This is a genomic window from Nonomuraea montanisoli, from assembly GCF_013363975.1.
In the GTDB taxonomy this organism is placed as follows: Bacteria; Actinomycetota; Actinomycetes; order Streptosporangiales; family Streptosporangiaceae; genus Nonomuraea; species Nonomuraea montanisoli.
In genome coordinates this window covers 129,457-142,536 of sequence record NZ_JABWGN010000015.1, presented here as the reverse complement: position 1 = coordinate 142,536, position 13,080 = coordinate 129,457, and the positions used below count along the sequence as shown (strand labels likewise).

Sequence of the window (13,080 nt, the reverse complement as noted above, 5' to 3'; positions counted from 1 at the left end):
ATTCACCGTCAATGCCGTTGATGTATTTCGGACGACCGACTACATTGCCGCCCATGAGCCCCCGTGAGCAGCTGTGCGCGTACGGCAGGCGCGCCGTCGAGCTGGGCCTGGTGATCGGCACCTCGGGCAACCTGAGCGTCCGCCAGGGCGACCTGGTCGCCGTCACCCCGTCGGGCGTGGCGCTCGACCGGCTCACCCCCGAGATGTGCCCGGTCGTGGACATGGACGGTCACCTGGTGGAGGGCGACCTCCAGCCGTCGTCGGAGACCCCGATGCACCTGGCCGTCTACGCGAGCACGGCGGCGCAGGCGGTGGTCCACACGCATTCGGTGTTCGGGGCGGTCGTGGCGACGACGATGACCGACCTGCCGCCGATCCACTACAACGCGCTGCTGCTCGGCGGCACGGTCCGCGTCGCCCCCTACGCCACGTACGGCACGCCCGAGCTGGCCGCGAACGTGCGCGCGGCGCTCGACGGCCGGCAGGCGGCGCTGATGGCCAACCACGGCGGGGTGACCATCGGCGCCACGCTGGAGCAGGCGTTCGAGGCGACGCGGTTGCTGGAGTGGCTGTGCGAGGTGTACGTGCGGGCGCTCGGGGTGGGCCGGCCGGCCGTCCTCACGCCCGAGCAGCTCGACGCGGTCGTGGAGCGGGCGTTCAACCCGCCCCACTTCCCCCGCCGCCCCGCCGACGCCTGACCCGCGCGACTCCTCAGCTCGACGAGTCAGCTCGGCAAGTCAGCTCGGCGAGTCAGCTCGGCGAGGCCGAGGCCCCCGTGACGGCCTTCTCCGCGAGCCCGAGGGGCATGCCGCCGGAGCCCGCGATCAGGTCGTGGAACTCCTTCGGCGACCCCGCGTACGACTGCCTGATGCGGTCGATCTCGATCGCGCCCGTCAGGTACGACGGCGCCTGCGTGGGCCAGGCGCAGTAGCGGCTGACCTCGCCCTGGGCCGTCCCCGGCGAGAGCGACGCCTTGGTGGACATGAACTCCTCGGCCTGCTCGATCGTCATGTCGTCGCAGTGCAGCGCGGTGTCCACCACCATCCGGGCGGCCCGGAAGATGCGGCAGTCGAGGTGGGCCAGCTCGGTGGCGGGCGTGTCGAAGTAGCCCTCCTCGTGCAGCACCTTCTCCACGTACAGGGCCCAGCCCTCGGTGAAGTACGGCGTGCGGAACACCTTGCGCACCGTGCGCGGGTTGCCCGCCATGTGCGACAGGTGCCAGTGGTGCCCGGGGTAGGCCTCGTGGACGGCGATCGACGGCATCTGGGCCCGGCAGTTCGTGCGCAGCCGCTGCCGCACCTGCTCGTCGGTGAAGCCGTCCGGGGTGTACGGCACGAAGAACACGCCCGTGCGCGAGCTGGTCAGCGGCGGCGGGGCCAGGTAGTGGGCCACGGCCACGATGGGCCGGTTGTACTCCGCCGAGGGCAGGACCAGGCACTCCTCCCCCTCGGGGAAGGTGACGAGGTCGCGGTCCCGGACGAACTCCTGGGCCCGGCGCGTCTCGGCCTCGTACTCGGCGCGCATGTCGGCCAGGGTCGGCGGGTGGTCGTCCATGAGCGACTCCATGGCGGCCCGCCAGTCGGTGGTGCCGTTGAGGCCGCGCGCCACCTCGCGCATCCGCCCGTCGAGCTCCGCCCAGGCGGCCTTGCCCTTCTCGTGCAGCTCGGGGGCGCCGTAGCCGAGCATCTCGCGCTCGCGCAGCAGCGTGGAGTACAGGCGCTCGCCCATGCGCCAGGTGCCGCCGCACTCGAAGCCCTCCAGGAACGTGACGAGCTCGTCGAAGGCGTGGCCGGCCGGCTTGGCGGCCTCGGCGAGCCGGGCCCGGGCGGCTTCGTCGGCGACCATGCCGGGCACGGTCTCGGTCAGGAACCTGCGGCCGGTGCGCGCCTGCCCCAGCGCGCGCTGCACCAGGAGGGGCGCGGCCAGGTCGGGGTCGAGGTTGGCGCGGCACGCGGCGAGCACGGCGGGCACCTCGGCCAGCCGGGCGATCGCGGCGTCCACCAGCTCGGCCTCGGGCTTGAGCCGCTGCTGGAACGGGGTGAAGAGGGAACCGAAGATCGGGTTCAGGTACGCGGCCGGCTCGCGGCGCCACTCGGGCCACGACTCCAGCGCGACCGCGCCCCTGAGCTGGGAGACGACGAGGTCCCGGTCGAGCTCGTCGTCGAGGGTGGAGGGCTCCGTCACGGACAGCCGCTCCAGCCAGGCCTCGGTCTCGCGGGCGCGGGCGGTCCACGCCTCGGCCGAGAAGTCGCCGAGCGTGTGGTCGTAGCCGTCCGCGCCCAGCATGCTGGCGATCACCGGACGGTCGGAAAAGTACCATTTGAGAAACTCGTCCACCGCCGCACAATATCCTGTAGAAATGCCGCTGCAGATCACCGGAGCGCTCGAAGATCCTGACCTCATCGGGCTTCCCTGGGACCGTCCGCTGGCCGACTGGCCCCAGCACCACCTCGTCGATCTTCCTCGAGGCATCTCCCGGCACGTCGTGCGCTTCGCCCGGCTCTCCGGCAAGGTGTACGCGATCAAGGAGATCAGCGAGCGGTACGCCCGCCGCGAGTACCAGCTCCTGTGGGACCTGGCCCGGCTGGACGCCCCCTCCGTGGAGCCGGTCGCCTACGTCACCGGCCGCGACGAGGGCCTCGACGCCGCCCTGATCACCCGCCACCTGCAGTTCTCGCTCCCGTACCGGGCCGTGATGTCCGGCACGCTGCGGCCCGACACGCTGACCCGGCTGCTCGACGCGCTCGCCGTGCTGCTCGTGCGGCTGCACCTGACCGGGTTCTACTGGGGCGACTGCTCGCTGTCCAACACGCTGTTCCGCCGGGACGCCGGGGCGTTCGCCGCGTACCTGGTGGACGCCGAGACCGGCGAGATGCACCCGATGATCAGCGAGGGGCAGCGGCTGGCCGACATCGACGTCGCCCACACCAACATCTTCGGCGAGATGCTGGACCTGGAGGCCGGCGGCCTGCTGCACCCGTCGGTCGACCCCATGGAGACGGCCGAGGACATCGTCAACCGCTACCACCGGCTGTGGGGCGAGATCACCCAGGACGAGATCATCGAGGAGGTCGACTGGCACCGGGTGGAGCAGCGGATCCGGCGGCTGAACCTGCTCGGGTTCGACGTGGCCGAGATGATGGTGCGGCGCAAGGTCGGCACCGGCCGGCTGATCGTGCGGCCCAAGGTGGTCGACGCCGGCCACCACCAGCGCCGCCTGCTCCGGCTGACCGGCCTGGACGTGGAGGAGAACCAGGCGCGGCGGCTGCTCAACGACCTCGACGGCTTCCGCGTGGCCAAGGGCCTGCGGCACGAGGACGAGGCGATCGTGGCGCACCGCTGGCTGGCCGAGGTGTTCCAGCCGACGGTCGACGCGCTGCCGCCGGACCTGCGGGCCAAGCTGGACCCGGCCCAGGTCTTCCACGAGATCCTCGACCACCGGTGGTACCTGTCGGAGGAGGCCGGCGGCGACGTGGGCCTCGCGGCGGCCGTGAAGTCGTACATCGAGAACGTCCTCGTCCACAAGCCGGACGAGCGGGCCGTCCTCCCCGACGAGCCCCCCGAGGGGATGGCGGAGGACGGCGAAGAGGAGACCGACTGATCCGCTGACCTGGGGAAAGGCGAAGGATGTTCGCCTAAGTCACCCTCAATCCGGATAACTCGGGGAAAGCTGCGCCCCAGTGGGGTTTTTCTTCTTCCGCGCCGTATAGCTTTCGTACCGCCGCCGCCCGGCTCCGCTCCGTGACACCCGTGCCGCTCCTACGCTGTCCCAGTCTTCAAGACGGCGAGGGGAGGATCCGTGCTCGGACTGGACGACTGCCTGACCGAGGTCATGGCCATACCGGGCGCGCTGGACGCCATGCTGCTGGACCAGACCAGCGGCATGGCGGTGGCCGCCAGCGGGGCGCCCCAGGGCGTGGACACCGAGCGCTCCGCCGCCGCCCTGACCGAGACGCTGCGCGCCACCATGGACGGCCTGGCGCGCTCGTGTCCCGGCGACACCGTCCGCATCGACGACATGCTCGTCACCACCGACCGCGGACACCACCTGCTCAGGCTCATGGAGACGGTGTTCGAGGGGCCGCTCGTCATCTACGTCCGCCTCGACCTCGAGCGCTCCAACCTGGCGCTCGCGCGCCACCGCCTGCGGGACATCTCCGGCCGGTTGCTGGCGTGATCGATGGCCACCCTCGACACGCTGCTGGCGAGTCTCGCGAACGACCGCCCCACCGGCGCCCTGCGCGTCGGCCGAGCCGGCACGGTCTTCCTCGACGAGGGACGGATCACGTACATGGAGTGCGCCCAGACGCCCGGCGTCGAGCGGCTGCTGACCGCGCGCGGCCGCGTCCCCGAGGCGGCGCTGCGCCGCGTCCAGGCGGACGGCGGCTGCGAGCGGCTGCTGGCCGAGGGGCCGGTGACGCTCGGGGAGCTGCAGTTCTGCGTGCTGGGCGCCGTGCTGGACGCCGCGTTCTTCCTGCTGCCCGCCACGGGGACGCGGCCGAAGTTCCGGCCCGGCGAGCGGCACTGGCTGGGCGGCCGGTGGTACTTCGAGGTGTCGGGGCTCGTGCGGGAGTGCGCGCGCCGCCGGGCGCAGCTCGCGCGGATCTGGCCGTCCGCCGACGTGGACACCGCTCCGGTACGGCCGGCGTCCCGGCTGGCCGGTCACGGCGTGACGCTCACCGCCGTCCAGTGGGAGATCGTCACCGGCGCCGACGAGGAGGCGACACCGCTCGACCTGGCGCGGCGGCTGGGCCGATCGGGGTACTCGGTGCTGCTGGCGGTACGGCGGCTGGCCGCGTCCGGGCTCCTCACTCCGGCCGCCCCGGCCCCGTCCTCCGACCCCGGCCCGTCCACCGACCCCGGCCCGTCCTCCAACCCCGGCCCGTCCTCCGACCCCAGCCCGTCCACCGACCCGACCTGTTCCACCGATCCGGCTCGTTCCGCCGACCTTGCCGACTCCACCGCCCCGGCTCGTTCCGCCGACCCGACCCGTTCCGCCGACCTTGCCGGCTCCGCCGATCCGGCCCGTTCAGCGGATCCCGCCGCGTCTGGGACCACCGGTGCCGGGGCGGCCGGTACCGGAGCGATCGGTGACGCGCCCGCCGCCCCCTCGCCCGCGGGCGGCGGAGGGCGCGGGGCGGCGCTGCCCAAGCGCGCACGCGGGGGCGGCCGGCGCTCCCGCCCCTCCCCCCAGACCCCGGATCCGGCGGATGCGCCGCCTCAGCCGCCGGATCCGGCCCGGCCCTCCGCGGACACAGCCCAGCCGTCCACGGTCCCGTCGCGCCCGCCCGCGCCCGGGCCGCTCGCGGCGCCGGCCGGACCGCCGCCCCTCCTCCCGGACACGACGGACCCGACGGACACGACCGGCGCCACGGACACGACAGGCGCCGCGGACACGACAGGCGCGGCGGGCACGGCGGGCACGGCGGGCGCGTCCGTCCCCTCCGCCACGTCAGGCCCGTCCGGCCCGGCGCCGTCCTTCGGCCCGGCCGTGACGGCGGACCCGCGGGACCTGGCCCTGCTCATGCGGCTGAAGAAGGCCCTGGAGGAGCTGGCATGAGGTTCCCCCCACTCGCCGTCGTGAGACTGCCCTCGCTCAGAAGGAGGCCGCCGGTGGAGCTGCACGACGAGGTGCTCAAGGAGATGGTGCTCCTGCGGGAGCGCACCCCCGACATCAGCGGCAGCGTCGCCTGCACGGTCGACGGGCTGGCCGTCGCCTGCGACCCCGTGGTCGACAACGGCGAGCGGACGGCCGCGCTCACCGCCGCCCTGCTCGCGATGAGCAGGCGCATGCTCGCCATGTCCGGGAGGGGCGACCTGGAGGAGACGCTCATCTCGGGCACGGCCGGGTTCGCCGCGTTCTACGCCGCGGGCCCCACCATCGTCCTCACAGTCCTGGCCCAGCCCGGCACGAACCTCGGGCTGCTCCGGCTGGAGGGCCGCAAGACGGCGGCCGCCGTGGCCGCCATCGCAGCACGGATGCGATGACCCACCTCAGGAACATCACCACAGAACGGAGAAGTGACATGGCCAGCATGGACGTCTCGCTCAAGGAGATGATGACGATCGACGGCGCCATCGGGGCGGCGGTCGTCGACCACGGCAGCGGCATGACGCTGGGCGCGCTCGGCGGCTCCAAGGACCTGGACCTCCAGGTCGCGGGCGCCGGCAACACCGAGGTGGTCAAGGCCAAGCTGCGCACGATGGACTCGCTCGGTCTCAAGGACGCGATCGAGGACATCCTCATCACGCTCGGCTCGCAGTACCACATCATCCGGCCCATCAGCGGGCGCGGCGGCAAGGGACTGTTCCTCTACCTCGCCCTGGACCGGAACCGGGCCAACCTGGCGATGGCCAGGCACCAGCTGCGTTCCATCGAGGAGAAGCTGGACGTCTAGCCGGCGGGCGCCGGCCCGGCGGTCAGCCGGGTGATGGCGGCGACGAGGTCCGGCCAGACCGGGCGCGGCAGGTCGTGGCCCATCCCGGGGAAGGTCAGCAGCCTCGCCCCGGGGATGGCCTCGGCGGTGGCCCGGCCGCCCGCGAGGGGGACGAGCTGGTCGGCCTCGCCATGGACCACGAGCGCCGGCACGCCGAGCCCGCGCAGTCCCTCGGTACGGTCCCCCGAGGCCATGATGGCGGCGAGCTGGCGCGCGGTCCCGGCCGGGTCGAAGCAGCGGTCGAAGGCGCGTCCCGTCACGTCCGCGATGCGCGCCCGGTCCGGCTCGTAGCCGGGTGAGCCGATCACGGCCCAGGCGGCCTGGGAGCGTGCGATGGCCTCCTCGCGCCCGGCGGGCGGCGTCGCCAGCAGCACCGCGGTGGCGGCGGGCGAGGGAGGGGCGGCCTGCGGGCCGGGCGTGGACATCATGGAGGTGAGGCTGAGCACCCGTCCGCGATGCCGGATGGCCAGCACCTGGGCGATCATGCCGCCCATCGAGACGCCCACCACGTGGGCGGCGGGCCACCCGAGCACGTCCATCAGCCCCGCCGTGTCGTCGGCCATGTCGTCCAGCAGGTACGGCGCGGCGCCGCCGAGCTCCGGCCGGCCGAACTCGCGCAGGTGGGTGGACAGGCCCGCGTCGCGGTTGTCGAAGCGGACGACGTGGTGTCCCTGCTCGGCGAGGAGGCGGCAGAAGTCGTCGTCCCAGTGGATGAGCTGGGTGCCCAGCCCCATGACGAGCAGGAGCGGACGGGCGCCGGGGGTGCCGAAGCTGTCGTAGGCGATCTCGATGCCGTTGGCCTTCGCACGCGCGATCACGTTCAACAGAATGACATTCGGATCGGTGTGCGGTAAAGAGCACCAGATGTGCGGCGAAGAATGCCGGAAATGCGTCGCCCCGCTCCGGAACCACCGGGGCGGCGGTGGTCCGGAGCGGGGCGACAAGGGGCCTGGATGGAGAGGCAGGCAGGCCCCTTGGGGAGGGCCGGACCGGACGGGGTGGCGTCCGGACCCGGCCATGTGGTCGGGTGCCGGCCGGCGTGCCGTCCGGGGGGACGGCGGCCGGCCCGGCGGGGTCAGCGCTTGACGGCCTGGCCGGGTCAGCGCTGGGCGACCCGGTGGGGTCAGCTCTTGACGAGCAGCTTGCGCAGGCGGTCGCGGCCGAGGTACGCGCCGCCGCCGACCGCGGCCACGCCCATCAGGGCGAGGCCGGCCGAGGCGCTGAGGCCCTGGTCGCCGGAGGCGGCGTCGCCGGCCTCGGCGGTGGAGCGGCCGGAGGTGTGCTCGGCGGCGGTCACCACGCCGGCGTCGTCGTTGCCCTTGTCCCGCGCGGAGACGGAGGCCACCTCACCGGTGGAACCGGCGCCGGACTCCTTCGGAGCGGTGGACTTGTCCTCGGCCAGCAGCGGCGGCTTGGCCGGGCTGTGGTCGACGCGGCGCCAGGCGCCGGAGGCGAAGGAGACCGGGACGTTCTTCTTGCCCGGGCCGCTGCCCCACTTGGTGATGACGTAGCTCACCTTGATGTGGCCCTGGCCGCCGACGCCGTCGACGCCGAGGGTCTCGGAGTTGAAGCGGCCGCCGGTGAGCTGGGCGAAGGTCTTGGCGTCGAGGTCGAGCATGACGCCGCTGCTGGAGGGCACGCCCGGGCCGCGGTCGCCGACGAAGAACGGGGCCTTCTTGCCCTTGTAGACGACGTAGCCCTCGGTCATGAGGGGCCAGCTCGGGCTGGCGACCAGGCCCTTCTGCATGGGCTTGCCGCTGGCCGGCAGGCCGGTGTCGCCGGCGCGGCCGGAGGAGTCGTCCCAGAAGTAGGAGGCCTTGGTGGAGCCCTGGAGGAGGACCTTCTGGTCGTCGACGGTGTCGGCGTGGGCCGCGGTACCGGCGCCGATGGTGAGTGCGCCGAGTACGGCCGCCGTCAGGAGGGAGAAAGAACGCATGCCAAGTCGTGCGGACATGTGTCGGAAGAATCCTTTACGTGGGGTACAGGAGGGCGCGCTCGCACAGATGGGGGCGTAGCCGGGCAGATCGCCTAACGGGCGCTACGCGGGAGCGCGAAAAGGTAAGTCAGGGGGAAGGGGGTGCCGCTCAGCAGGCGGCCGGTGTCACTGCCCCGTCCGGGGGTACGCGGTAGCGCATCGAAGTTCGTCCTCTCCATCTCGCCTACCGGGTTAGCTGACGGGTTCGGACGTGGAGATGCCCTACCGGCCCGAGTTGGGCTGGATTCACCCCAGAGATGTGGTTCCCCGGTTCCCGCAGGCGCGGGATTCGGCGCCGGTCAGCCGCCGCTTCCTGGCGAAGGGCTTAGGTCACTGACCGGTCGATGCGTTCGACTCTAGCCAGCGAACCGGACAATAGCAAAGGAAACCCCATAAAACGGGTGAAGATCTACCTTCCAGGCAAAGAAAAGGAGGGGTACGGCATGCCGTACCCCTCCAGAAAACCAGGTTTCAGCGCGTGCTCACGACGCCTGCCCGCTGTGCGTCAGCCACCGCTCTTGCGGCGGAAGGAGCGCTTGCTGGCGGCCGGCCCGTGAGCGCCGTGAATCTTGGAAGAGTCGCCGCCCTTGCCACCAGCGCCCGCACCGCTCTGCTGGGCACGCTTGGCCTCAAGAGCCTCCCGGAACTTGCGCTTCATCTCGTCCTCGGGAGTTTCGCTGACTTCCGGCTCCGGTGTTTCCGTCATGAGGACCTCCTGGTGTTGGGGACGTTCAAAGCTTCGCACGCCCGTACCCGCCGTGCGAAACCGGCCGACCGCGCCGGCGCCGGGCGTGTCAAAGATCACCCGTCGAGCTGCGCGAGCTCCTCGGCGGTCAGCACGAGATCGGCCGCCTCCACCGAGTCGCGGACGCTCTCCGGCCGGCTCGCCCCCGGGATGGGGATCATGACCGGGCTGCGGGCCAGCTCCCACGCCAGGCAGACGCGCTGCGGCGACACCCCGCGCCCCTCGGCCACCTTGGCGAACGCCTCGTACTCCCCGCCGAGCCGCCCCGCCGCGCTGATCCCGCCCAGCGGCGACCACGGCAGGAACGCCACCCCGAGCTCCTCGCACACGTCGATCTCCGGCTCGGAGGAACGGAAGGCGGGCGAGTACTGGTTCTGCACGCTCGCCAGCCGGCCGCCCAGGACGTCGTAGGCCGTCCTGATCTGGCCGGGGTCGGCGTTGGAGATCCCGGCCATCCGGATCTTGCCGGTGTCGAGCAGGTCGCGCAGCGCGCCGATCGTCTCCTCGTACGGCACGGACGGGTCGGGCCGGTGGTGCTGGTAGAGCCCGATCGTCTCCACCCCCAGGGCCTTGAGCGACCGCTCGCACGCCTCGACCAGGTACGACGGGCGGCCGTCGACGGCCCAGCCGCCCCCGGGAACGCGCGTGTGCCCGCCCTTGGTCGCCACCAGCACCGTGTCCCGGTCGCCGCCCCAGCTCGCCAGCGCCTTGGCGACCAGCCGCTCGTTGTGCCCGACCTGGTCGTGGGCGGGGGTGTAGGCGTCGGCCGTGTCGATCAGCGTCACGCCGGCGTCCAGGGCCGCGTGGATCGTCCGGATCGACTGGGCCTCGTCGGGCATGTGTCCCGCCACCGACATGGGCATCGCGCCGAGACCGATGGAGCTGACGGTCGTCTGTCCGAGTGGTCGCGTGTGCATGCCCACATCCTCCTCTCGTACCTGTCGAAAGAGGAAGGCGCCCTTACCGGCGGCGGTCGGCAACCGCGGCCGTGCCCACCGTGAGGTGCGGACCGTAAAGTGAGGCCGTACCGGAAGGGCCGGGAACGGCCGGGAACGGCCGGGAACGGAAGCGAGGGCGGGGACCGCGTGCGGGGATGGCTGATCGGACTCGCCGTCACGGTCGTGTGCGTGGCGGCCACCTGGGGCGTGCTCGTCCTCCTGGCGCGCAGGCTGCCGCCCGGCCTGTTGCGGGATCTGGCCGCGTTCATCCCCGACTGCCTGACCGCCGTCCGCAGGCTCCGCCGCCACCCGGCCGTGCCGCGCCGCGCCAAGATCGCCGTCATGATCGCAGGCGTGTGGGTGGCCAGCCCGGTCGACCTGATCCCCGAGTTCCTGCCGGTCATCGGCCCGCTCGACGACATCGTGGTGGTCGCCCTGGCGCTGCGGTACGCGGCCCGGCAGGTCCCGCGCGAGGTCCTGCTGGAGGCCTGGCCGGGCGAGCCGCGCCTGCTCCTGCGTCTGCTCGGCGACCCCCACCGAGCGAACGGAGGAGCGGCCGTGAACGAGCCCCAGCAGGAGGATGACCGGAAGGAGAGGTGACCGGAAGGGCCTTACGCGTCCACCCTCCTCCGCAGCAGGCAGAACTCGTTGCCCTCCGGGTCGGCCAGCACGTGCCAGCTCTCCTCGCCGGTCTGCCCCACGTCCGCCGGCCGGGCCCCCAGCGCGAGCAGCCTGTCCAGCTCGGCGTCCTGGTCGCGGTCGGTCGCGTTCACGTCGATGTGCAGCCGTAGCTTGCCGCTCCTGGGTTCCTCGGCCGGGCTGAGCACGAGGGTCGGCTGGAGCCAGCCGGCCCCCGTCTTCTCCGGCCCGATCTCCACCGACCCGTCATCGGGCCGCTCAAGCACCACATAGCCCAACACCTCACACCAGAACGCCGCCAACCCCTCCGGATCGCGGCAGTCCAGCACCAGCTCCGTAATACGACACGCCATAGCCTCCAAGGGTATCTCTCGCCCCTCCAGCCACGCCTCCTGACTAACCAGCCGAGAAAGCACTTACCCGGGTGACTCGCCGATCACCTGAGAACCACCGGGCTGACCTGGCACTCTGGGCCGCGACATGGCGGATCACAGGGCGGCGCTCGCGGCGTACGAACGGGCCGCGGCGCTGGCCGCCGGCCACCACACCGACCTCGACCCGGCGACGCGGCTCATGCATGCCCACGCCTGGGTCGGCGGCGGCGCCCCCGCTTTCGCCGACGCCCTCTCGCGCCACCGCTCCGCCCTGCAGTCCTCGCTCGCGGGCGCACTGCACGCCCTCGCCCTCCTCGTCGTACGGCACGGCGGCCCGGCCCCGGCGGTGCCGGCGTTGACGACGCCGGTGACGACCCTGGCCCCCGCCGCGGGACGTTTCCAGGGCATCGACGCGGACGCCATGACCGCCCTGGTGGCGTCCCTGGGCCGGGTCGCGCACACGCTGCCCGTCGCGGGGGCGCGCCTGGCCGCCGAGCTGTCGGGTCACGGCCTGTCCGCCGAGCCGGGCCACGCGCTCGGCCGCATCGCCACCTGGACCGCGGCCCAGAGCGACGACCTGCGGCGGCGGCTGCACCGCATCCGCGAGACCGTCCCGAGCCGCTCGCTGCCGTCAGGACTCTCGCTGCCGCCGGGACTCTTGCTGCCGTCGGGACTCGCCGCGTACGGCCTGTTCGGCGCCCACGCCGCGGACCCGGCCGGGGCGGAGCGCCTGCTGGCGCGCGCCGGCGCCGGCGACGAGGAGGCGGTGACGCGCCTGCTGGCCGTGCAGGAGGGCGGCGCCGACGGGGGCCTGGCGGCGCGGGTCGCCGCATGGTGGACCACGCTCTCGGCGGGGACACGGGAACGACTGACGGCGTTGCCGCGGTTCGGGCTGCTGAACGGCCTGCCGGCGGCCACCCGCGACCGGGCGAACCGGCACTGGCTGGCGGAGCAGCGGACACGGCTGGAGCGGGAGCTGGAGACGGCCACGGCCGACCTCGGCCGGCTGGCGGACCCGGGCCTGCTGGGCGGCTGGGAACGCATCGCGGCCCGGCTCCGCCGCATCGACCTCATCGAGGCGGACCTGCGCCCGGTGCCGGGGCACCCGGAGCCGCTGTTGCTGGCGTTCGACGTCACGGGTCAGGGACGGCTCGTGGTCTCGTGGGGGGATCCGGATACGGCGGACATCACGGTCACGTCGGTGTCGGGCCTCACGTCGGGACTGGACGCGGCGCACGGGGACCTGGAGCGGTCGCGGGCGCTGTGGCAGCAGGCCTCGTACTACAGCGGTGACCGCACGATTGCTTCCATCACGTGGCTGGGCTACAACGCCCCTCAACTCGATCCGGGGCTGATGGATCCGGCCAAGTCCGTCGCCTTCGCCTCGGCCGCCGCGGCAGGTGGTAAGGCGCTCGCCTCCTTCAACGATGGTCTTCACGCAGCCCACCGCCCGTCGGGCACCGCCCGTGCTGTCGTCATCGGTCACAGCTACGGGTCATTGACCACCGGTCGCGCCGCCGTTCTACGTCCTGGGCGCTTCGCGGACGACGTCATCCTCATCGGCAGCCCTGGGGTGGGGGTCGATCACGCTCGGCAACTGGGCGTCAGGGCAGAGCACGTCTGGGTGGGCGAGGCCGGCAACGACCCGGTCGCGGCCCTCGGCCGCTTCGGCGCAGACCCAGGTGATGCATCGTTCGGAGGTCGGCACATGCCTGTGGGGAGAGAGGTCTTCACATCGGCGCACAGCAGCTACTGGCAGCCCTACTCGACTTCGCTGCAGAACATGGGACGGATCATCAACGGCCAGTACGACAAGATCGTGCACCCGGCGCCTCTCAACACGCAGCCACAACTGCTCATGCCCGAACTGGGCAACCCAACCGAGAGGTGACCCCCGGTGCTTCGCTTTGCCCTCGTCTTGCCAGCACTCTTGCTCTCGGGATGCACTGTGCACGAATCCGCACTCAACCAA

14 protein-coding genes and 1 riboswitch are annotated in these 13,080 nt (G+C 72.5%); of the genes, 8 read left to right on the top strand and 6 right to left on the bottom strand.

Annotated elements, in window-relative coordinates:
• The first annotated feature begins 53 nt into the window (after positions 1–53).
• Entirely contained in the window at positions 54–698 is a 645-nt protein-coding gene (locus HTZ77_RS34225; RefSeq protein WP_175593876.1) for a class II aldolase/adducin family protein, read from the top strand.
• A 52-nt stretch (positions 699–750) separates the two neighbouring features.
• On the opposite strand, the gene HTZ77_RS34220 is transcribed toward HTZ77_RS34225, so the two are convergent.
• A complete protein-coding gene (locus HTZ77_RS34220; protein ID WP_328808932.1) occupies positions 751–2,337 on the bottom strand; it encodes a DUF885 domain-containing protein in 1,587 nt (528 codons plus the stop codon).
• Between the two features lie 22 nt (positions 2,338–2,359).
• Between HTZ77_RS34220 and HTZ77_RS34215 the strand changes: the two genes are divergently transcribed.
• The 5 genes from HTZ77_RS34215 to HTZ77_RS34195 all read left to right on the top strand — a co-directional run bounded on the left by HTZ77_RS34215 (position 2,360) and on the right by HTZ77_RS34195 (position 6,398).
• A complete protein-coding gene (locus HTZ77_RS34215) occupies positions 2,360–3,601 on the top strand; it encodes a DUF4032 domain-containing protein (RefSeq protein ID WP_175593874.1) in 1,242 nt (413 codons plus the stop codon).
• Between the two features lie 198 nt (positions 3,602–3,799).
• Positions 3,800–4,177, top strand: a complete 378-nt coding sequence (locus HTZ77_RS34210) for a roadblock/LC7 domain-containing protein (RefSeq protein WP_175593873.1) — start codon at positions 3,800–3,802, stop codon at positions 4,175–4,177.
• Between the two features lie 3 nt (positions 4,178–4,180).
• Entirely contained in the window at positions 4,181–5,560 is a 1,380-nt protein-coding gene (locus HTZ77_RS34205) for a hypothetical protein (protein WP_175593872.1), read from the top strand.
• Positions 5,557–5,988, top strand: coding sequence for a roadblock/LC7 domain-containing protein (locus HTZ77_RS34200; protein WP_205304317.1), 432 nt, complete (start codon positions 5,557–5,559; stop codon positions 5,986–5,988). The genes HTZ77_RS34205 and HTZ77_RS34200 overlap by 4 nt, the downstream gene beginning before the upstream one ends.
• Before the next feature lie 38 nt (positions 5,989–6,026).
• Positions 6,027–6,398, top strand: a complete 372-nt coding sequence (locus HTZ77_RS34195) for a hypothetical protein (protein WP_175593871.1) — start codon at positions 6,027–6,029, stop codon at positions 6,396–6,398.
• Here the strand turns inward: HTZ77_RS34195 and HTZ77_RS34190 are convergent.
• The 4 genes from HTZ77_RS34190 to HTZ77_RS34175 all read right to left on the bottom strand — a co-directional run bounded on the left by HTZ77_RS34190 (position 6,395) and on the right by HTZ77_RS34175 (position 10,074).
• The gene (locus HTZ77_RS34190) at positions 6,395–7,255 is read right to left on the bottom strand and encodes an alpha/beta fold hydrolase (protein WP_328808931.1); all 861 of its coding nucleotides are present in this window, start codon (positions 7,253–7,255) and stop codon (positions 6,395–6,397) included. The two genes, HTZ77_RS34195 and HTZ77_RS34190, sit on opposite strands and share 4 nt — an antisense overlap.
• Positions 7,256–7,560: 305 nt before the next feature.
• Positions 7,561–8,391, bottom strand: coding sequence for a hypothetical protein (locus HTZ77_RS46865; protein ID WP_235995589.1), 831 nt, complete (start codon positions 8,389–8,391; stop codon positions 7,561–7,563).
• A gap of 187 nt (positions 8,392–8,578) precedes the next feature.
• Positions 8,579–8,717: riboswitch (cyclic di-AMP (ydaO/yuaA leader) on the bottom strand.
• A 200-nt stretch (positions 8,718–8,917) separates the two neighbouring features.
• Positions 8,918–9,118 carry a DUF5302 domain-containing protein gene (locus tag HTZ77_RS34180; RefSeq protein WP_175593870.1) on the bottom strand — a complete coding sequence of 67 codons (201 nt, stop codon included), beginning with the start codon at positions 9,116–9,118 and terminating at the stop codon, positions 8,918–8,920.
• Between the two features lie 95 nt (positions 9,119–9,213).
• A complete protein-coding gene (locus tag HTZ77_RS34175; protein WP_175593869.1) occupies positions 9,214–10,074 on the bottom strand; it encodes an aldo/keto reductase in 861 nt (286 codons plus the stop codon).
• 168 nt (positions 10,075–10,242) lie between these two features.
• Here HTZ77_RS34175 and HTZ77_RS34170 point away from each other — a divergent pair, with 168 nt between their 5' ends.
• On the top strand, positions 10,243–10,695 hold the full coding sequence (locus HTZ77_RS34170) for a YkvA family protein (RefSeq protein WP_175593868.1): 453 nt from the start codon (positions 10,243–10,245) through the stop codon (positions 10,693–10,695).
• A gap of 11 nt (positions 10,696–10,706) precedes the next feature.
• On the opposite strand, the gene HTZ77_RS34165 is transcribed toward HTZ77_RS34170, so the two are convergent.
• Positions 10,707–11,087, bottom strand: coding sequence for a VOC family protein (locus HTZ77_RS34165; RefSeq protein ID WP_175593867.1), 381 nt, complete (start codon positions 11,085–11,087; stop codon positions 10,707–10,709).
• A gap of 127 nt (positions 11,088–11,214) precedes the next feature.
• Between HTZ77_RS34165 and HTZ77_RS34160 the strand changes: the two genes are divergently transcribed.
• On the top strand, positions 11,215–12,999 hold the full coding sequence (locus HTZ77_RS34160; protein WP_175593866.1) for an alpha/beta hydrolase: 1,785 nt from the start codon (positions 11,215–11,217) through the stop codon (positions 12,997–12,999).
• Positions 13,000–13,080: the final 81 nt, after the last annotated feature.

Bases quoted from the DNA above. Each gene is read 5' to 3' on its own strand.
- HTZ77_RS34200 (WP_205304317.1), top strand. From the start codon at position 5,557: ATGAGGTTCCCCCCACTCGCCGTCGTGAGACTGCCCTCGCTCAGAAGG.
- HTZ77_RS34215 (WP_175593874.1), top strand. From the start codon at position 2,360: ATGCCGCTGCAGATCACCGGAGCGCTCGAAGATCCTGACCTCATCGGG.
- HTZ77_RS34180 (WP_175593870.1), bottom strand. From the start codon at position 9,118: ATGACGGAAACACCGGAGCCGGAAGTCAGCGAAACTCCCGAGGACGAG.
- HTZ77_RS34205 (WP_175593872.1), top strand. From the start codon at position 4,181: ATGGCCACCCTCGACACGCTGCTGGCGAGTCTCGCGAACGACCGCCCC.
- HTZ77_RS34175 (WP_175593869.1), bottom strand. From the start codon at position 10,074: ATGCACACGCGACCACTCGGACAGACGACCGTCAGCTCCATCGGTCTC.
- HTZ77_RS34165 (WP_175593867.1), bottom strand. From the start codon at position 11,087: ATGGCGTGTCGTATTACGGAGCTGGTGCTGGACTGCCGCGATCCGGAG.
- HTZ77_RS34160 (WP_175593866.1), top strand. From the start codon at position 11,215: ATGGCGGATCACAGGGCGGCGCTCGCGGCGTACGAACGGGCCGCGGCG.
- HTZ77_RS34225 (WP_175593876.1), top strand. From the start codon at position 54: ATGAGCCCCCGTGAGCAGCTGTGCGCGTACGGCAGGCGCGCCGTCGAG.
- HTZ77_RS34195 (WP_175593871.1), top strand. From the start codon at position 6,027: ATGGCCAGCATGGACGTCTCGCTCAAGGAGATGATGACGATCGACGGC.
- HTZ77_RS46865 (WP_235995589.1), bottom strand. From the start codon at position 8,391: ATGTCCGCACGACTTGGCATGCGTTCTTTCTCCCTCCTGACGGCGGCC.